Raw genomic sequence first — 18342 nt, forward strand, 5'->3', positions numbered from 1 at the left:
AACAGAATCGGATCCCTGCCGGGGCCCTCGCCGCCCCCGCGCGGATCCCTGCCGGAGCCCTCGCCGCCCCCGCCCGGACCCCCGGCCCCGGCCGCACGGAACCGCCCCCGCCCGGCGGAACGGCCACCCCGGACACCCCGCGGAGGGATGCCCCGGAGCCGGGCCCCCGGCCCCTCTCAGGCAACCCTCAGCGACCCAGATCACCCCACGCCCGGCTACATTGCGAAGGAGGATGAGGGTAGTCTCAGACGGACTGCATAAGTTACCGCTTAGTAATTTCGAGGCCGCCTCACAGGAGCCCCAATGCAACTCGCCGCGATCATCGTGTCGCTGGTCCTGATCGTGGTCGGCGTGGCACTGTTCGGCCGCGCCGTCCTGCAGCTCTACGCCCACATGCGGCTCGGCCAGCCCGTACCCGCCGGTACCCGGACCGACGAGCCCGTGCAGCGTACCGCCACCGTGGTCAAGGAGTTCCTGGGCCACACCCGGATGAACCGCTGGGGCATCGTGGGCGTGGCGCACTGGTTCGTGGCGGTGGGCTTCTTCTCCCTGCTGCTGACGATCGTCAACGCGATCGGCCAGCTCTTCAAGGCCGACTGGATCCTGCCGGTCATCGGCGACTGGGCGCCGTACAACGTCTTCGTCGAGTTCCTCGGCACGATGACGACGCTCGGCATCCTCGTCCTGATCGCCGTCCGCCAGCTGAGCAAGCCGAACAAGCCGGGCCGCAAGTCCCGCTTCGCCGGCTCCAACTTCGGCCAGGCGTACTTCGTCGAGGCCGTCATCCTCATCGTCGGCGTCTGCATCTTCATGCTGCACGCCCTGGAGGGCGCCCAGCACCACGTGGACGGCTACGAGGCCTCGTTCTTCGTCTCGTACCCGGTGGTCTCCTGGCTGCGCGGCATGGACGTCTCCACGCTGCAGAACCTCACCTACTTCTTCGCCGGCCTGAAGATCGCGACCTCCTTCATCTGGATGATCACGGTCGCGCTGAAGACCGACATGGGTGTGGCCTGGCACCGCTTCCTGGCGTTCCCGAACATCTGGTTCAAGCGGGAGGCCGACGGCTCCACGGCGCTGGGCGCGCTCCAGCCGATGACCTCCGGCGGCAAGGCGATCGACTTCACCGACCCGGGTGACGACGACGTCTTCGGCGTCTCCCAGGTCGAGCACTTCTCCTGGAAGGGCCTGCTGGACTTCTCCACCTGCACCGAGTGCGGCCGCTGCCAGTCGCAGTGCCCGGCCTGGAACACCGGCAAGCCGCTCTCCCCCAAGCTGCTGATCATGTCGCTGCGCGACCACGCGCACGCCAAGGCCCCCTACCTGCTGGCCGGCGGCGGCAAGAACATGGAGGGCGAGGAGAAGGCGTCCGAGGAGCAGCTCGCCGGTGTCCCGGCGTCCGCCCTCGCGGAGGCCGGGCGCCCGCTGATCGGCACGGCCGAGGAGAACGGCGTCATCGACCCGGACGTCCTGTGGTCCTGCACCACCTGCGGCGCCTGCGTCGAGCAGTGCCCGGTCGACATCGAGCACGTCGACCACATCGTCGACATGCGCCGCTACCAGGTGATGATCGAGTCCGCGTTCCCGTCCGAGGCGGGCACGATGCTCAAGAACCTGGAGAAGAAGGGCAACCCCTGGGGCCTGGCGAAGAAGCAGCGCCTGGAGTGGACCAAGGAGGTCGACTTCGAGGTTCCGGTCGTCGGCAAGGACATCGAGGACCTCTCCGAGGTCGAGTACCTGTACTGGGTCGGCTGCGCGGGCGCGCTGGAAGACCGCGCCAAGAAGACGACGAAGGCCTTCGCCGAACTCCTCCACATCGCGGGCGTGAAGTTCGCGATCATGGGCGGCGACGAGAAGTGCACCGGTGACTCGGCCCGCCGCCTCGGCAACGAGCCGCTGTTCCAGGAACTGGGCATGGAGAACGTCATGTCCCTCAACGCCGCCTTCGGCGAGGAGATGGACGACGACGGCAAGGTCACGCCCGAGTCGGCGAAGCCGAAGTCGGCGAAGAAGATCGTCGCCACCTGCCCGCACTGCCTCAACACCCTCGGCAACGAGTACCCGCAGCTCGGCGGCGACTACGAGGTCATCCACCACACCCAGCTGCTCCAGCACCTCGTCGACGAGGGCAAGCTGGTCCCGGTCACCCCGGTCGAGGGCATCATCACCTACCACGACCCCTGCTACCTGGGCCGCCACAACAAGATCTACACGCCCCCGCGCGAGATCATCGGCAAGGTCCCCGGTCTCCGGAACGAGGAGATGCACCGCCACAAGGAGCGCGGCTTCTGCTGCGGCGCGGGCGGCGCGCGGATGTGGATGGAGGAGCGGATCGGCAAGCGCATCAACAACGAGCGCGTCGACGAGGCCCTGTCCCTCAACCCGGACATCGTGTCCACGGCCTGCCCGTTCTGCCTGGTCATGCTGACCGACTCGGTCAACGGCAAGAAGAACGAGGGCGCGGCCAAGGAGTCGATCCAGGTCGTCGACGTCGCCCAGCTCCTGCTGGACTCCGTCAAGACCCCGGCGGAGGAGCCCCCGGCGGGCGCGTCGGAGAGCGAGAACGCGCCGGAGCCGGAACCGGTGAAGTAGCCGCCGCGGCGCCCCGCACCTGACGACGACGCCCCCAGCTCCGTACGTACGGAGCTGGGGGCGTCGTCGTACGCGGGGGTCGTCGGACACGGGGTCGTCATCGGACACGGGGGTGTCACCGCTCGTGTGCGGCCCTGCTCGTCCCCGGACGCCCGGGCGTTCGTGGGCGCCGGGCGGTCCAGGGCCCACGCGTTCCCGGGCGCCCGGGCGTCGTGGGTGCCTACGCGTTCTTCGGCTCGGCCTGCTGCACGACCTCGAAGGACCACAGGGTGGAGCCGGTGGCCGCGGGCTTCGGCTGCTGCCCGCCCTCTCCCTCACCGGCGCCGGTGCCCCGGTGGGCGGACTTCATCGGCCCCTCCATCCAGGCCTGGAACGCCGCCTCGTCCCGCCAGCGGGTGTACACCAGGTACGTGTCGGTCCCCTCGACGGGACGCAGCAGCTCGAACCACTCGAACCCGTCGGAGTTCTCGACGGCGTGCGCCCGCGAGGCGAACCGCTTCTCCAGCGTCTCCCGCTGCTCGGCGGGCACGGTCAGTACGTTGATCTTGACTACGCTCATGGATCCATCCTGCCCCCGGACCGCCGCAACCGCCGGGAGCACCCCCCGATGCGCTCACCGAACGCCGCAAGACGCTGGAAATCCCGCGGGGAGCACGGCCCGCGGACCGCCCCTGAGATCCCTCCGGCGCCTCCCCTAGGGGATGTCACAGCTCGGCCGCAAAGCCGGGCCGGGACGCCCGGGGCCCGCACGTCACCCAGCGGGAGCGGGTACGTTCGACGACGTGGCTGGATTCAGGATCGGACGCGGCGGCCGGGACAACCGTGCCCCGCAAGCGCGCCCCCAACAACCCCCGTACGGACAGCAGACGCCGCCCCGGGCGCCGTCGCACGGCTACCCGTCGGCGCCACAGCCGTACCCGCAGCAGCAACCGCAGTACGGCCGCCCGCCGCAGGGCCGGCCGCCGCAGGGGCGTCCCCAGGCCGGCCGGCCGCAGTACGGGGCCGGTCCGGCGGGAGCGGCCCAGTGGCCCCAGGCGGCGGACGGCGGCTACGGCGGACACGGCGAGCCCGAGTACTTCGGTGACGGCGCCGCCCACCCGCAGGGCGGCCCCGACCGGTACGCGGCCGACAACCCGGGCCACACCCAGGCCTTCGCGATCGGCGAGGACCCGTACTCGCAGGGCGAGACCTACCGCGCGGGCGCGGCCCCGGCCGGTCCCATCGGCCCCCGCCTGCACTGGAAGGACCTGCTGCGCGGCATCGTCCTCGCGCCGAACCAGACGTTCCTCCAGATGCGCGACTACACGATGTGGGGCCCCGCCCTCGTCGTGACGTTCCTCTACGGTCTGCTGGCGGTCTTCGGCTTCGACGGCGCCCGCAAGGACGCGATCCACGCCACCCTCTCCAACGCGGTCCCGATCGTGCTGATCACGGCCGTGGCCATGGTGATCAGCGCGTTCGTCCTGGGCGTGGTCACCCACACCCTGGCCCGCCAGCTCGGCGGCGACGGCGCCTGGCAGCCCACGGTCGGCCTGTCCATGCTGATCATGTCCCTCACGGACGCGCCGCGCCTGGTCTTCGCCATGTTCCTGGGCGGCGATGCCGGCTTCGTCCAGATCCTGGGCTGGGCCACCTGGGTGGCCGGCGGCGCGCTGCTGACCCTCATGGTCAGCCGCTCCCACGACCTGCCCTGGCCGAAGGCACTGGGCGCCTCGGCGATCCAGCTGATCGCCCTGCTGTCGATCGTGAAGCTGGGCACTTTCTAGGGAAGGCGAACGCACCGCGCGTCGCAGGGGCCCGGCCGTCGAGCCGGGCCCTTCCGCGTGTCCCGGCCGGACGCGCCGGCGCGGCTACCGGGCGACCGGCTTCCTGACCCGGTCGGTCTCGTCCTGCACCAGCAGGGAGAGCAGGGAGGCGACCGAGAGCCCGGCCTCCGCCGGGTGGCGCAGCACCTTGTCCGCCTCGATGCGGTAGGTGTTCGTACGCCCCTCGCGGGTGTGCGACAGGTAACCGTCCTGCTCCAGGTCGGAGATGATCCGCTGGACGGCGCGTTCCGTCAGCCGGCAATGCGCGGCGATGTCGCGGATCCGGACGTTCGGATTGTCGGCAATGGCTGCCAGGACACGCGCGTGGTTGGTGATGAACGTCCATCCGGTGTGGGATTCGGGCACTCCGACCATGCCCCGCATTTTAGGGGACACGCTTGCCCGACCCCAGATACGTGACATACTTTTCGCGTAACAGAAGACGTATGGCGGCGGATGCAGGAGGGGCACAGGGGTGTCTGGGGACAACGCGGTCACGCCAGGGCGCACACGCGAGGCCGCCGGATCCGGCGAACAGGCGCCCGCCCCGCTCGCCGGATCCGCCCCGTCCGACGGGACCGGCCCACTCGGCGGGCCCGCCCCCTCCGGCGGGGCCGGCCCACGCGAAGGGTCGGCCGTGCCCGACGGGCCGAAGGTCATGGGGCGTGAGTGCGACGGCGCGTGGGTCGTCGTCGCACGCGGCGCCTACGACATGCAGTCGATCACCCCGCTGGCGAACGCGCTGGGCGCCGCGGCCGCCAGACGGCAGAAGGTGGTCCTGGACGCCTCGGGCATCACCTTCGCGGACTCCTCGATGCTGAACCTGCTGGTGCGCACCCACCAGGCGACCACTTTGCGGGTGGCCTCACCGGCGCGGCAGCTGCGGCGGCTCCTCGAGATCACCGGAACCGACACCGTCCTGGAGGTCCGGGCGACGATCGAGGACGCCGTCGCCTCCTAGGCGGATCGACCCGGGCGCCGGAACTCCCGTACGTGCGAGAGCCCCCCGACGACCATCGGGGGGCTCTCGCACGGGCACCGGCCGCGAAGCGGCCGCGGGTCAGAGCGCTTCCTTGTTCTCCTTCGGCGCCTCGCCCGACTTGTGCACCGGGGGCAGGACACTCCACGGGAAGTTGATCCAGTCGTCGGTGCGCTTCCAGACGTACTCGCACTTCACGAGCGAGTGGGACTTCTCATAGACGACCGCGCTGCGCACCTCGGCGACGGTGTCCAGGCAGAAGTCGCGGACCAGCTTCAGCGTCTTGCCGGTGTCGGCCACGTCGTCGGTGATCAGGACCTTCTTGTCGGAGAAGTCGATCACGTTGGGCACGGGCGCGAGCATGACGGGCATCTCGAGGGTCGTCCCCACGCCGGTGTAGAACTCGACGTTCACCAGGTGGATGTTCTTGCAGTCGAGGGCGTAGGCGAGGCCGCCGGCGACGAAGACACCGCCGCGCGCGATGCTCAGCACTATGTCCGGCTCGAACCCGTCGTCGGCGATGGTCTGCGCGAGTTCGCGGACGGCTGTGCCGAACAGTTCGTAGGTGAGGTTTTCTCGTACGTCGCTCATGTGGTGGTGCCCCTCGGTCAGACCTGGGTCCGGTGGAAGTTGAGGTAGGAGCGGGAGGCCGTGGGCCCACGCTGCCCCTGGTAACGGGACCCGTAGCGTTCACTGCCGTACGGGGCCTCGGCGGGCGAGGTGAGCCGGAACATGCACAGCTGCCCGATCTTCATCCCGGGCCACAGCTTGATCGGCAGGGTGGCGAGATTCGACAGCTCCAGCGTCACGTGCCCGGAGAATCCGGGGTCGATGAACCCGGCGGTGGAGTGGGTGACGAGCCCGAGCCGCCCCAGCGAGCTCTTCCCCTCCAGCCGGGAGGCGAGGTCGTCGGGCAGGCTGATGACCTCGTACGTACTGGCGAGGACGAACTCCCCGGGGTGGAGGATGAACGGCTCCTCCCCCTCCGGTTCCACGAGCCGGGTGAGGTCCGGCTGCTCGACCGAGGGGTCGATGTGGGGGTAGCGGTGGTTCTCGAACACCCGGAAGTAGCGGTCGAGCCGCACGTCGATGCTCGACGGCTGCACCATGGATTCGTCGTACGGATCGATCCGCACCCGGCCGGCGTCGATCTCGGCCCGGATGTCCTTGTCTGAGAGAAGCACGCCCCGAGGATACGCAAGACGCGCGGAGCCCCCACAATCAGGACGGACCCCGCGCGCCTGTGCCGCTTCGCGGACCTACCGCTTCTCCAGCACCACCGGCACCGCACTGCGGAGCCGGGCACACCGGGGACACCGTACGAGCCGACCGGGGCCGAGCCGCTCGGCCTGCTGCATCGGGAACGAAGCGGTGCTGAACACGTGCCCCTCGGCACAACGGACGACGGTGCGCTCCATCAAGCCCTCAAGTCCCTTCCCCAGAACCCCGCCTGGCCTTCTGCCGCCTGACGACAAAAGCCACACTACGGGATCAAAGAGACGACCCTCCAGGCGGCACTCCGGCCCCGCCGGGACCCTCCCCGCCCTCTCCACCGTACGCCCAACTCCGGCCCCCCACAGCCCTCCTCCCCACCCCGCAGACATCCCTGGCCCCCGGGGCTCGAGCACCGGGGGCCAGGGATGAGGTACAGTGAGCGAGCACTGGACACCGACTCCGTCGGCGTCTTACGCGGGTGTAGTTTAATGGTAGAACATCAGCTTCCCAAGCTGAGAGCGCGAGTTCGATTCTCGTCACCCGCTCCATAAAGAAGGCCCAGGTCAGCGACCTGGGCCTCGTTTGCTGTCTAGTCCAATTCAAGGCTGGCGTGCCCTCCGCGTGCCCTAAGTCAGGCAGAGCGGTCACCCTGCGACGCACATGGGCCGCTCAGGACAACTCAAAAGTCCAGCCGTCTCAAGTGACGAGACACTTCGTGTGGTTTGCGTCACTATCACGGGTCATGCCCACGAAATCGCGTACGTAAATCAGCAGTTCAGGGCAGCCTGTGCAGACCCCATCCCATCCGTGTTCCTGTCCAGGTCGCCCTGTCCGGCGGCGCCGACCTGAACCTCGCCGTGGGCGACCTGGTGCGCGTGCGCCAGAACGACTACCGCTCCCGCCGCGGCGAGGGCCCCGACGAACGGCTACCGGGCCGTGGTCACCGCGATCAGCGAGGACCACCGCGTCGAGATCACCTGGCGCGACACGAAAACAGGCGGGCACCTGTCGGCGTGATTCGGCCCGCAGGCCATCAGCTCCGGCGCCCTCTCCCTCGGCTACGCCATGACCGTCGCCGCCAGCAGGGGCTCACCAGCGAGGTGAGCCTGCTGTACGGGCACGGCGCGAACGCCTTCGCCGTCTTCCGGGGCCGCAAGATCAGGCCAAGCAGGACGACCGCCACTGACCCGCCCACCGCATTCAACACCTCCGGACCCACCAGCACTCCTATTCGTGACCGGCCGAAACCCAGCGCCCCGACTCTGCCCACTACAGGCACCGCGGGGCGGGAAGGGTGAACGCCGCATGAGATATCCAGTGTGGCGCTGGTCATGTTCCATGCCTGAACAAGGTTCGGCGCCCGGAAATACTTCAAGCCCGGCGCGGCCGTCCTCGCCGAGGCCACCAGCTTGCTCGCCTCCAGCGACAGTCGGCACTGAAGGGCGCACAGAGAAGCTCCGAAGACCTTCCCCCGGGGCTTCTCTGTGCAAGGACTGCTCTCCATCTGTCAGAAGAGCGCGCCGGGCTCCGGCTCCGGGTCCGGGAGGGTGAAGGCCAGCTGCCCCTGCTCGGGCCGTTCGGGGACGTTGCGTGACTGCCTCGGCCGCCACCGATTACGGTCCAGGGCCATATCCGTACGTTTCACTTCCACCGCGACTCGCTGGAGCATGCCGTTGCTCGACACGTACATGTGGCCGTCGGCCCCATGGGGATCCCGGAGGTTCCGTATGTACCTCCGCTCATCCAAACCGGGCGGCTCCGCGTACTCCCCCAGCGCCACCAGGGCACGCACGGTGGCTGACCCGGGCACATACTGAGCAGTGGCGGTACTCAGGGTGGAGAGGTCGTCCTGCTTCTCGTGCCGCCACGCGCGTGTCCAGGCAGCCTCCCAGTCCGGCCATTCCAGCTCCGGCACCTCGCAGGCCCTCAGATACGCCTGGAACTGCTGAAGGCCGTGTGGCATCGCCTGCTTGTTCACGATGCGGTGCGCACTGCTGCGCGGCAGGGCGCCGTAGCCGCCGGCTCGCTGCTCCATGGTGCGATACGGCGGCGAGCCAGCCTTCCGGTACAGCTCCACCAGGGCCGCGCCCAGATCGACGAAGTCGCGGACGAACTCCGGACGCGGAGCGGGCCGGTCCCGGCCAGCCCGCGTAAGGCGGGTCGCCTCATACCGGGCCCGCTTCCACAGAAGTCGTGCTTCCTCGGGTGAGGCGTCGCACGCCCGGGCGTAGTTCAGCACGGTCTGCAGCTTCGGAACGATCTCCCCGGACGCGGCCCGCTGCAGCGTCGTGGCGTGGCAGCCGGCCCGCACCGACAGGGCCCGGTAGCCCTGCCGGGTGCGCCTCCGCTGTTCGCGCAACCACTCCTGCAGCTCGCGCAGCGCCTTATTGCTCGTGGTGAGCGGTCTCTCGGGACGGCACATGCACCATCACCTCACGCAGCCGGGGCCAGCAGGGCGCGCAGAGCGGCGCGCAGGCCCCGGGTGGTCGTCCCGGTGACCAAAGCGACCAGGAGGACGGCGATCAGACCGGCGCCGAGAAGGAGCTGCAGCACGACGGGCAGCGCCATGCCGGCGAAGGTGACCAGGGCGGCGGCCATGGTGATGACCACGATGATGACGACGGCCTCGGCACCGCCGAGGCGCCGCTGGGGCGGGGTGCCGCTCTCCACACAGGAAACGGCGAAACGGGGCTTGGGCACAAGGGTCTCCCTGCTGTTCGGGTCCGGCGACCCGCGGCCGCCGGATACCTGCTACTGACTCCAACTAGGCGAACCACAGGGGCGGTTGCAGCCGCCCGCAGCGTGGTGCGTGGACAAGATGGTGGCAGCCTCAAGAGGCCGGAAGCCCCTCTCCCCGGTCTTTCGGCGGGGTTTGATGCACGGGCGCCCCAACGCATCTATAGATGCGTGACTGCGAAAACTGCGACGCAGAGTCAGCGTTCCGCCCCATGGGCAACGGTGACCTGCGGGTCCGCCGTCGCAACCAAGACCGCAGAAGGCGTCAGCCCCTCGTGGTAGTGAACGAGTTGATGCATCCATGCCCCAATCGGGCTTGCGTCAGATTCGAGGCACTGCGACGATCCGCGCACTTGGGCTTGCACCGACTGGGGCGGGCCCTGCCCTGATTGCTGCTGACTCCAACCAAAGCCGAACAGGGACCTTACGGCCTCGCGTTGCAGCGCGACGCCGCCGGGAGCCGGTACCGCCTCTGGTACCGGCTCTCTGTGTGAGGTGGGAGCGCGTGTCGGTACGTGGCCTGGATCGAGCGCGGTCGGCTGTGACGCCAGCTGTACGATGACCGCGTGACAGCCCGCCGCGCCCTTGGTTCCGGCCCCCAGGTCGCGCACACCATCCGTGCCGCCCAAGCCGACTTGATCGACACCCTGCCCGGCGTCCACCTCCCGGACGTTGCCGAGCTGCGGGTTGAGAGCATTGCAGGCCGACCCAGTAGCACGCTTCGTCCATGCCTGCGACGGCATGCTGCACTGGCTGTTCCAGACGGGGCACGGCCGAGACGTCGTCGAGGTCATGGCCTTCGTTGAAGCACCAGGTTCGTACTTCGCGGGCGAATCCCTGTCCGTGGACGAGATCCTCGGCGAGCTGGAGCACCTCAACCAGCGAGGGCTCGTCCGCCGCGCCTCCGAGGACCCGAGCGCCGCAAGTTCGATCAAGGCCACAGTCACCGGCTCGGGCACTGACTGCGTACTGTCCGGAGGAACCGTGAGCGACTGCCTGAGCCGCCAGCAGCGCGTCGGCGGCACCTACACCTTCAACAATCCTCCGGCATCGTGGCCGGCTCCCAGCAGAGCGTGGTGCAAAACAACAGCTTCGGCTTCGACGCCTCCGCCCTCGCCGAGTTCGCGGCCCTGGCACGCCAGCTCGCCCCCAACGCTCAAAGCCTCGCCGGAACACGAGGAAGCCCTCATCCAGGACGCCGAGGTGCTGGAGCAAGCCGCCTCTGCCGAGCAGCCGGAGCCCGGACGCATCAGGGCCGCGTACCTGCGCGTGCAGGAGGCGCTGGGCGCGATCACGACCACGACAGCCGGCCTCACCGTGTTGGCGCAGCAGGGGCAGACGGCGTACCAAGCCGCGTTCGGCGGCTAAACCAACGCACGGGCTCCGAGGACTAAGCCGCTCGGAGCCCCGGCCCGCTACGCGTGGACCGCGTCCGGCAACACCTTCCGAAGCGCGCTGCCCACTGCGGGGCCAGCCTCTGACACCTGACGAAGATCAGCGCTTCGCAGGTAGCGATAGCTCTGCGGCGGATGGAAGGCCCCCGCAGCACGCAGTGCGCTGAGGGACACCGGCTCGTCGAAGGACACGGGATCCTCCAAGGTCAGACCGCTTGCCTGGGTGGCACCGTCCATGTAGGCGTCGTACTCTCGACGAGTGATCCCCGTCTGAGTCCGATGCGCCGACCAGACCTCCTTGGGAGAGCCCACACGGACCGATGCAATGCGCGCCATGCCCACCAGAGCCATGGTGGGCGCGGTCGCATACAGCAGAACCGGGGTTCCGGGTGGCGCGGCGACGCGCTGGCGGCGGACCTCCACCGTCTTGCTGCCGGCCAGGATCGCGGTGGCGAAGCGCGGGTGGACGGACAGCAGCATCGCGCGTTCCGGATCGTTCACGTCGTTCGGTGCCCCTCTTGGTAGACCGCCTGGAACAGCTCGCTATTGATCTTCGACAGCGAGATCAACAAGTTCGACGACCACGGTAGTCCCAGCCCCCTGGCCAGCGAGGTCAATCGCCGCAGCGTCACGGGCTTCGGGAAGATCTCGGTGTCCGAGAACCTCAGCGCCATGGCGCGACCGGAGGCGTCGGCGGCTTCTTGAACCTCGCCCCGACCGTATACGCCCAGGTGTTCGAATTTCGAGAAGAGGGCGTCGGGTGTGTCGATGAGCACCTCGTCGAGCCGTGAACTACCCACCACCATCTGGCCTTCACCTTGGGAGTTGCCATCGCTGACGTACCAGAGCAAGCGAGCCGGGATGCTCTCCCCGCGGCGGCCCGAGGAGCGGTAATAGACGTGCTCTCTACTGATGCCCAGGACGTCACTGCGCGGCATGAGCATGGCAGGCACGTTGAACAGCTCAGTCGACCAGCGCGGCTTGATGGGCACCAGGAAGGACGGCAGCTCCGAATCGATGATCTTCGTCGGCCACCACGCACGCTCCACCACGGCTGCCACCTCGGCGGGCATGCCAGCACGGAGCGAGGTCGTATCGACAGTCAGCTCGCGGGCGAGCCCGCCGGCCACAGCCTCCACCTCGGCTGCTGTCCCGCACACGTTCACAAGGAGAGCGACGAGCCTGCCGTCATGCTCGAAGAACCCGTCGTCGCCAGCTGCGGATCTGGCCGCCTCGGAGGGATGCGGATCGCTGATACGGATGATCTCCGCACCGCAGTCCCGGCCGAGTCGCTTGATCAGGAAGAGGAGCTGCCGGGCAAGAGTCTGTTCCAGTGGGCGGCCGGCTGTGCGGAGAACGGGGACGATGAGGGTTCGTCCGTCCAGTGCCCACGCATAGAGGGCGACCGGGCGTCCCTGGCCGTCCCGGAGCAGCTCGCGGTGCCAGGCGACCGAGCCTCCGTTCAGTGACCGCAGCCGTTCGGCGAAGGCCGATCCGTCGTCGCCACCCGACTGGTGGAAGAAGGCGACCAGTTCATCCTCCGCACCCGTTGCCACCTCTCCGGACCGGAACTCCGTCCCCATCAGATCGGCCGGTCGGTACACCTGTGCCTGCCGCAGTTCGTCCACGTGCAACGTCACGGTGGAGGGCGAGACGACTCGGACGCGGGCCACCTCCCAGGCCACGTCGCCCAGGCGGGACAGCAGTGGATCACGGGTGGCCAGGACTTGCAGACCGGCACAGGACGTCTCGGCCACGTATCGCAGGCGGAGCCGAAGCTCAGCGTCGACGGTCAAGGCGGGCATGGCTTTGCTAGCGGCCTGGAGCAGTTCACGGCTTCGCTCAGCCACGGCCGCCGAGTCCGGGGAGAGCTTGCGCAAGCCAGTCAGCGCCGCTTGTTGGTGCTGCCGTTCTGCGGTATTCGGAAGGTCCCTGATCTCATGGACCAGCTGGGGCGTGTAAGCGAGCTCCACGAGATCCGCCATCCAGCCGGCGTCCAGCGCGCGGGACTCCTCAGCGCCGGCCGTATCAGCGAGTCCACGGAGATCGGCGAAGACTCCGTGATCAACCGTGACCACTAGGAGAGCGTCGCTCTCCATCTCCGTGAACAGGTCCGGATGGCCGAGGTCCAGCCACCAGCCGTCAAGGATCTCGCCGTCACGGCCCCGCCCTCGCACCTCGCCATCCGGGACGAAGCCGAGGCTCCTCCACATCCCGCTCAGGTTGTAATCCCGCCGGCACTTTGCCTTGATCCCGAGTCGCTGTGGGTACCGCTCTTTGATGCCCTCCACCAGCCGACGGGCGATTCCCCGGCCGCGCTGTTCCTCCGCCACGCACAGGTGCGCGAGCCGAATACGCGCGCTCCTCTTCGGCAGTCCGAACAGCGCGTAGCCGAGCACCTCATCGGCTTCAACCGCAGCCAGAAGGCCGCCCTCTTCCGCTGCCTTCCGGTAAGCCGGGGGTTTGAGAAGCCCCAGCGTCTTCGTGTAGCGATCACCCAGGGCTATAGCCTTGTCGATCAGCTCGTCCTGCGCTGGCGAAACGGGCACCAACTTGATCGTCATCGCTCCCCCTCCTGTTGGGCCGTACATCGCCGACCACAACCCCCTGTTCGCATACGCGGGAGAAGCTGATCTCATTCATGGCCGTCCATCAAGGGGGCACAAGGGGCGCACGGAACCCCAGGGACTATCAGGATGCCTTTACGCCTCCTTGGCTCCCGTCTGTTCGGCAGCGGACTCTCGCATTCGCTGCCGCACCTCGGCATCGATCCCCCGTGCCAGCCGCCGCTGATGCTTCACCGTCGAGTGCTGGTAGATCAGCTGGGCCCGTTCCGAGGACTGGCCGGCGCGGACCATGAGGTCCTTGAGCTTGGCGCCCGTGTCGGCGGCGAGGGTGTTGCCGGTGTGGCGGAGGTCGTAGAAGCGGAAGTTGGCGGGCATGCCGGCCTTCGTCCTGGCCTTGCGCCACTTGCGGCCGAAGGTCGAGCGGCGGAACGGGGCGCCCTTCTCGCCTACGAAAAGGAGGCCGTCCGGCTCCTTCTCCGCGAACCACCGAAGGTGCCGGCGCAGCTCCGGCAGCAGGAAGTCGGGCAGGTACACGGTGCGCTTGCCCGCGCGGGTCTTGGGGGCGCCGGTGACCCGCCTGCCGTTCGTCAACTCCGGTGCCGCTTGCGTGATCCGCAGGGAGCACTCGTCGAGATCGACGCTATGCCGGCGCAGTTCGGCCAGTTCCTCGGGGCGGAGGGAGGCGAAGGCGCCGAGCAGGACCATGAGCCTCCAGCGGGGACCCATGGCGTCGGCGAGGTCGAAGACCTGCTCCACGGTCGCGGTGGGGCGCTCGTCGGCCTCCTCTTTGCTGGCGCGGCTGCCGCCCACGGCCGCAGGCTGTTCTTCACGGACGCCGACGTCGCCCTGCCCATGGAGGCGATCACTGCCGCGGCCACCGCCATGGACGGCGGCGCTGTCGGCGGCGCCATCCCGCCCCTGTACACCCCCAAGCGGCTCGGCACACGGCTGCTCTGCGCGTACTGGGACCACTACCGAGACACGCGCGGCGGCGCCCAAGGCGTCGCCCAGTTCGCCACCGCGGTCGCCTTCCAGGAGATCGGCGGATACCGCGACGACCTTTTCATGAGCGAGGACGTGGAGTTCTTCCACCGGCTGGCGGCCCACGGCCGTAGCGTGAACGCCCCGGTCGTGATCCTCGACGAGCTGCGCGTACGCCCCTCCACCCGCCGCTACGACCAGTGGTCCAGCCTCCGGATGCTGTGGTGGCAGAACCCCGTCACCGCACGGTTGCGGCTCAGCTCCCCTCGCATGTGGCGCCACTGGTACCAGAGCACCGTCCGATGACCCCGGAGCCCACCATGACCACGACGCTGCCCGTGCCGGACGCGGAAGGGATCTACACCTTCCCCAACGACCTCATGCACGCCCACCAGCGGTGGACCGAGCACCTGGCCGAGCGCCACCGGGCTCACGACCACCGGGTGATCGCACTCAGGTCCCCACACAGCGGAGATCGCTACTTCATCGAGAAACGGCGCCCGACCGGCCGCCCGGTGCTCGCCATCGAACCCCACCACGACGACTTCGTCCTGTCCGCCTCCGGCACCTTCCTGGCCCATCCCCGGCCGCTCACCGTGGCCACGGTGTTCACCCGCTCCACCAGCGTCCACCCGGCCCTGGAGGACACCTACGTCACCGAAGCCGCCGTATCCGACCTGCGCAGCCGGGAAGGCGCCGCCGCGCTGGCCCCTTTCGCCGCCCATCGGATCGCCCTCGGCCACCAGGACGCAGCACCCCCGTACCGACCCTTCGATCCACAACGCCTGGACCGGATCACGGACGAGCTCCGAGAGATCAACGAAGCCCACCCCGATGCCGAACTCCTCGCCCCTGCAGCCGTCACCCGCCACCCCGACCACCTCCTCGTACACACGGCAGCAGTACGACTCGGATGCCGCTGGTTCTGGGAAGACCTCGCCTTCTGGCCCACCTACGCCCTGGCCAACTGCGACCAACACCTCTTCCAAGCACGCATCGGCCACGCCCTGGTAGCCGAGGCGACCGACATCACTGACGTCGTGCTCGACAAGGTCACGGTGCTGCACATGCACGGCTCGCAGATGCACCCGGTCCGCAAGATGTACCGGCCGATCCGGCACGCGTGGACGACAGCGGCCAGCCTCCTGAGCCGCACCGGAGCCTTTGCCGAGCGCTTCTACCGGACGGAGTCGCCGTGAAGATCATCGCGCTCGAAGGCCCTCGTACGCCGGCAAGTCCACCGTGATTCACCACCTGCGCACGCGCGGCATCGAGAACCGGGCCTTCGTCTCGGACTGCTACGTCCAGCACATCGCTCATCGCGCCGACATCCCGCCCGTCCGGACCGCGTCCGCCGCCGAACAGCTCGCCGCGTTCGAAACGTTCATGGGCATCGAAGGCACTCGCGTGCGCCGGGCGCTCGCCAGCGCCAAGCCCGTCGTCCTCCTGGACCGCTCGGTGGACACCCTCCTGGCCCACGCCCACGCGCTCGACGCCCTGTTCGGCTACGCCGTCCACCACCGCCTGTGCGACCGCCTCCAGGAGCTGCCGTTCCTCCGCCCCCACCACACCCTCTACCTGGACGTGCCGGCCGAGGAGCTGGCCCTGCGCCGCAAGGCGGCCGGGCACACGGCGGCCGAGTCCGGGTACTTCCTCCACGAGCCGACGTTCCTGGCACACGCGCGGGACTATTTCGTCTCCGCAGCACAGCCACCCGTGTCACGGGAGGTGACCGTCATCCCCGCCGACACCGGCCCGGACGCGGTCGCGCACGCGGTGGAGGCCCTCGTCACGTACTGGACCAGGTGACCGGCCGATGCCCACAGCCCTCTTCGTCTGGCGGCGTACCCCGCCTCCGTTCCTCATCGGCGGAGCGGAGGTCACCCAGCAACTCCTCGCCGAAGAACTCTCGGCAATCGGATGGCACACCGTCTACCTCGGCTCCCACCAAGCACCCTGGGACCAGTCCCCACAGGTCACCCAGATGCGGACCTACCTCGGCGCAAACGACACCGAGTACGAGGAGACCGAGGAGGGTCTGCGCTACAGGTGGAACGGAGTGGACTGCATAGCCGTACCGCAGCAGCGGATCACCTCAGCCCTGCGGAGCATGCTGTCCCACGTGCGGCCGGACGTGGTGTTCACTTCCCAGGAAGGTGCGGCCGACATTGCCGCCCGAGCCCGGCCCACCTCTCTCGTCGCAGGCATTCTGCACTCGGTGTCCAGGACGGGACTGGGCGTCCTCGACGGTCGTCCGCACCATGGACTGGCCGTGTCCGAGTTCGTCATCCGACGGGCGCCCCGGACCGATGGCACCCGGCTGTCCGTCCTGTATCCGTCCTTCACCCCACCGAAGCCGGAGCAACACCGCAGCGAGCGGACCAGGGCCGTGCTCATGGTCAACCCCATCCCGGCGAAAGGCTCCGAGCTGCTGCACCAGCTCATCCGCCGCATGCCCGAACAGCGCTTCACCCTGGTGGAAGGCTGGTGGAACACCGCGGAGGAGTTCGCCGGCTACCCCAACGTCACCTGGGTGCCGCGGGTCTACGACATGAGCCCCCTCTACCGCAGCCACCGCCTCCTGCTCGTGCCGTCCACGGTGGAGGACGCCTTCCCCCGCGTGATCATCGAAGCCGCACTGCACGGGACCCCGAGCATCGGCACCGACCGGGGCGGCATCCCCGAAGCCATAGGCAACGCGGGCATCGTGCTTCCCGCCGAGGCCGGCGCGGAAGGGTGGGCGGAGGCCATCCGCACCGCCGACCACCACACCCTGGGCGAACAGGCCCGGCAACGTGCGACCGCCTTCACCCGCCCCCGCCTGCCGGACCTCGAACGCCTCGGCATCTAGCCCGCGGCGAAGGCGTCCTCGACCTGATCCAGCCGGTCCGTCCACCAGTGCAGAAGCGCCTCGTCAGCGGTGAACAGCTCATCGAAGGAGAGGTCACCGCAGTCGTAGTGGAACTCCAGCTGCCAGAAGTCCGTCATCCGCTTCCACCACAGCCGACGAACACCATCCACCAGCGCAGACGGCTCCAGCGGCACCACCGACCGATAACCCTCAACGAACGCCGAGACCCGCGCGAGGTCGAACACCCCGCCCACCCCGAACTGCACCTGCGCCGTCCGGGCAACCTCTTCCGCGTACGGACGCACCGCGACCCGGTCCCAGTCCAGGACGGCGGCAAGTTCCCCGCCTTCCCAGAGCAGATTGCGGTACTGCACGTCACCGTGCGTCCACTCGTGACCACCCTCAGGCGTCACGGATCGCGGACGTTGATCGGCGTGCTTGAAGACGAGGGCCCGCCGGCGCTCCAAGGCGACAGTGACTTCCTTGTCGAAGTCGCTGTCCGTGCCCTTGTCGCGTACGGCTGCGGAAAGCCGCTCGGCCTTCCGTACCGCCCGCTCCGGCGACGTGACGTCCGCGGTGATCGTGTCCGGAACCCCGGGCAGCAGCCCTCGACCGCAAGCCCTGCCCAGACTCAGGTGCAGACGCCCCAGCTCCGCGCCCAGTGCGCCCACCTGGGGCAGGGCGAGATCAACACCCCGGACATGGGCCCCGACCACCCACGGAAACAGGCACCAGGCGCCACCGCCGGCCTGCGCCACCAGCGACCCCGAGACCGTGGGAACGGGAGCACTCACCGGGACGCCGTCGGCGCCGAGGGCGGCCAGCACGCCCAGATTGCGCTGCAACCGCTCCAGCGAGACATCCGTGACCCGCTTCAAGGCGAACTGCCCGGCTGGGGTGTCCAGCCTCCAGTTCGCGTTCATCAGCCCGTCAGCGAGATAGCGGCGCTCCCGCACCTCTCCGAGACCGAAGACATCGATCAATTCGCCGAGCACGCTCTCGGCGATATCGCCCCGGTCCGCCACGGTGGCATCAATCACCCCACGGACGATACGCGAGCCCCCCCCGAGCACAACGATCACCGGTCCTACCACTCGCCCTGGCGCCCACCACCGTGGATATTCGCCAGAGCCACGTGGACCACATCGGGCGAGAACTGCGCCAGGCAGGGGGCAGTCCGATGACCCGTGTGACTCGCCCGCGGCCGGCCACTAGCGTCGCG

The 18342-nt window shown here is 68.9% G+C and carries 17 protein-coding genes, 1 tRNA gene and 1 pseudogene; 9 read left to right on the forward strand and 10 right to left on the reverse strand.

Going from position 1 to position 18342, the window contains the following annotated elements:
• Positions 1-303 precede the first annotated feature (303 nt).
• Positions 304-2592: a (Fe-S)-binding protein gene (locus IG64_RS01090; RefSeq protein ID WP_037850824.1), complete on the forward strand. Its 2289-nt coding sequence runs from the start codon at positions 304-306 to the stop codon at positions 2590-2592.
• A 220-nt stretch (positions 2593-2812) separates the two neighbouring features.
• On the opposite strand, the gene IG64_RS01095 is transcribed toward IG64_RS01090, so the two are convergent.
• The gene (locus IG64_RS01095; protein WP_037850828.1) at positions 2813-3151 is read right to left on the reverse strand and encodes an antibiotic biosynthesis monooxygenase family protein; all 339 of its coding nucleotides are present in this window, start codon (positions 3149-3151) and stop codon (positions 2813-2815) included.
• A 142-nt stretch (positions 3152-3293) separates the two neighbouring features.
• Here IG64_RS01095 and IG64_RS01100 point away from each other — a divergent pair, with 142 nt between their 5' ends.
• Positions 3294-4358 (forward strand): Yip1 family protein, encoded by a 1065-nt coding sequence (locus IG64_RS01100; protein WP_037850830.1) that lies wholly within the window; start codon positions 3294-3296, stop codon positions 4356-4358.
• Between the two features lie 84 nt (positions 4359-4442).
• Here IG64_RS01100 and IG64_RS01105 read toward each other — a convergent pair whose 3' ends face one another.
• Positions 4443-4772 (reverse strand): helix-turn-helix transcriptional regulator, encoded by a 330-nt coding sequence (locus IG64_RS01105; RefSeq protein ID WP_037850966.1) that lies wholly within the window; start codon positions 4770-4772, stop codon positions 4443-4445.
• Between the two features lie 262 nt (positions 4773-5034).
• Here IG64_RS01105 and IG64_RS01110 point away from each other — a divergent pair, with 262 nt between their 5' ends.
• Entirely contained in the window at positions 5035-5358 is a 324-nt protein-coding gene (locus IG64_RS01110) for an STAS domain-containing protein (RefSeq protein ID WP_037850969.1), read from the forward strand.
• A 99-nt stretch (positions 5359-5457) separates the two neighbouring features.
• Here the strand turns inward: IG64_RS01110 and IG64_RS01115 are convergent, their stop codons facing one another.
• Together IG64_RS01115 and dcd are read right to left on the reverse strand one after the other, a co-directional pair.
• Entirely contained in the window at positions 5458-5967 is a 510-nt protein-coding gene (locus tag IG64_RS01115; RefSeq protein ID WP_037850832.1) for a phosphoribosyltransferase, read from the reverse strand.
• A gap of 17 nt (positions 5968-5984) precedes the next feature.
• The gene (gene dcd, locus IG64_RS01120) at positions 5985-6560 is read right to left on the reverse strand and encodes a dCTP deaminase (RefSeq protein WP_037850835.1); all 576 of its coding nucleotides are present in this window, start codon (positions 6558-6560) and stop codon (positions 5985-5987) included.
• Positions 6561-7065: 505 nt separating this feature from the next.
• Between dcd and IG64_RS01125 the strand changes: the two genes are divergently transcribed.
• Positions 7066-7139, forward strand: a tRNA-Gly gene (locus tag IG64_RS01125).
• Between the two features lie 959 nt (positions 7140-8098).
• Here IG64_RS01125 and IG64_RS37390 read toward each other — a convergent pair.
• On the reverse strand, positions 8099-9013 hold the full coding sequence (locus tag IG64_RS37390; RefSeq protein WP_051812199.1) for a helix-turn-helix domain-containing protein: 915 nt from the start codon (positions 9011-9013) through the stop codon (positions 8099-8101).
• Between the two features lie 11 nt (positions 9014-9024).
• Positions 9025-9291, reverse strand: a complete 267-nt coding sequence (locus IG64_RS01135; protein ID WP_037850836.1) for a hypothetical protein — start codon at positions 9289-9291, stop codon at positions 9025-9027.
• A 777-nt stretch (positions 9292-10068) separates the two neighbouring features.
• On the opposite strand from IG64_RS01135, the gene IG64_RS01140 reads away from it, so the two are divergent.
• Positions 10069-10695 (forward strand): hypothetical protein, encoded by a 627-nt coding sequence (locus IG64_RS01140; protein ID WP_158771434.1) that lies wholly within the window; start codon positions 10069-10071, stop codon positions 10693-10695.
• A 47-nt stretch (positions 10696-10742) separates the two neighbouring features.
• Here IG64_RS01140 and IG64_RS01145 read toward each other — a convergent pair whose 3' ends face one another.
• The 3 genes and pseudogenes from IG64_RS01145 to IG64_RS01155 all read right to left on the reverse strand — a co-directional run.
• Positions 10743-11222, reverse strand: coding sequence for an ASCH domain-containing protein (locus IG64_RS01145; RefSeq protein WP_232985486.1), 480 nt, complete (start codon positions 11220-11222; stop codon positions 10743-10745).
• Complete coding sequence (locus IG64_RS01150) at positions 11219-13285, reverse strand: GNAT family N-acetyltransferase (protein ID WP_051812206.1); 2067 nt, start codon at positions 13283-13285, stop codon at positions 11219-11221. The genes IG64_RS01145 and IG64_RS01150 overlap by 4 nt, the downstream gene beginning before the upstream one ends.
• A gap of 138 nt (positions 13286-13423) precedes the next feature.
• Positions 13424-14083, reverse strand: a pseudogene (locus IG64_RS01155) (tyrosine-type recombinase/integrase); the annotation flags it as partial.
• Between the two features lie 57 nt (positions 14084-14140).
• Here IG64_RS01155 and IG64_RS39970 point away from each other — a divergent pair.
• From IG64_RS39970 to IG64_RS01175, 4 genes are read left to right on the forward strand one after another with little or no spacing between them, the layout of a single operon-like run.
• Complete coding sequence (locus IG64_RS39970; protein ID WP_234438338.1) at positions 14141-14575, forward strand: hypothetical protein; 435 nt, start codon at positions 14141-14143, stop codon at positions 14573-14575.
• A 14-nt stretch (positions 14576-14589) separates the two neighbouring features.
• Entirely contained in the window at positions 14590-15468 is an 879-nt protein-coding gene (locus IG64_RS01165) for a PIG-L deacetylase family protein (protein ID WP_199811476.1), read from the forward strand.
• A 43-nt stretch (positions 15469-15511) separates the two neighbouring features.
• Entirely contained in the window at positions 15512-16078 is a 567-nt protein-coding gene (locus IG64_RS01170) for a hypothetical protein (protein WP_234438339.1), read from the forward strand.
• Positions 16079-16085: 7 nt separating this feature from the next.
• On the forward strand, positions 16086-17120 hold the full coding sequence (locus IG64_RS01175; RefSeq protein ID WP_037850842.1) for a glycosyltransferase: 1035 nt from the start codon (positions 16086-16088) through the stop codon (positions 17118-17120).
• Here the strand turns inward: IG64_RS01175 and IG64_RS01180 are convergent.
• On the reverse strand, positions 17117-18160 hold the full coding sequence (locus IG64_RS01180) for a phosphotransferase (protein WP_199811477.1): 1044 nt from the start codon (positions 18158-18160) through the stop codon (positions 17117-17119). The genes IG64_RS01175 and IG64_RS01180 overlap by 4 nt on opposite strands.
• Positions 18161-18342 lie beyond the last annotated feature (182 nt).

Source organism: Streptomyces sp. NRRL S-340 (assembly GCF_000720185.1).
Taxonomy (GTDB): Bacteria; Actinomycetota; Actinomycetes; order Streptomycetales; family Streptomycetaceae; genus Streptomyces.

Coding starts and splice junctions, on each gene's coding strand:
- IG64_RS01090 (WP_037850824.1), top strand. CDS start 304: ATGCAACTCGCCGCGATCATCGTGTCGCTGGTCCTGATCGTGGTCGGC.
- IG64_RS01095 (WP_037850828.1), bottom strand. CDS start 3,151: ATGAGCGTAGTCAAGATCAACGTACTGACCGTGCCCGCCGAGCAGCGG.
- IG64_RS01100 (WP_037850830.1), top strand. CDS start 3,294: ATGTCACAGCTCGGCCGCAAAGCCGGGCCGGGACGCCCGGGGCCCGCA.
- IG64_RS01105 (WP_037850966.1), bottom strand. CDS start 4,772: ATGGTCGGAGTGCCCGAATCCCACACCGGATGGACGTTCATCACCAAC.
- IG64_RS01115 (WP_037850832.1), bottom strand. CDS start 5,967: ATGAGCGACGTACGAGAAAACCTCACCTACGAACTGTTCGGCACAGCC.
- IG64_RS37390 (WP_051812199.1), bottom strand. CDS start 9,013: ATGTGCCGTCCCGAGAGACCGCTCACCACGAGCAATAAGGCGCTGCGC.
- IG64_RS01140 (WP_158771434.1), top strand. CDS start 10,069: ATGCTGCACTGGCTGTTCCAGACGGGGCACGGCCGAGACGTCGTCGAG.
- IG64_RS01150 (WP_051812206.1), bottom strand. CDS start 13,285: ATGACGATCAAGTTGGTGCCCGTTTCGCCAGCGCAGGACGAGCTGATC.
- IG64_RS39970 (WP_234438338.1), top strand. CDS start 14,141: ATGGAGGCGATCACTGCCGCGGCCACCGCCATGGACGGCGGCGCTGTC.
- IG64_RS01165 (WP_199811476.1), top strand. CDS start 14,590: ATGACCACGACGCTGCCCGTGCCGGACGCGGAAGGGATCTACACCTTC.
- IG64_RS01175 (WP_037850842.1), top strand. CDS start 16,086: ATGCCCACAGCCCTCTTCGTCTGGCGGCGTACCCCGCCTCCGTTCCTC.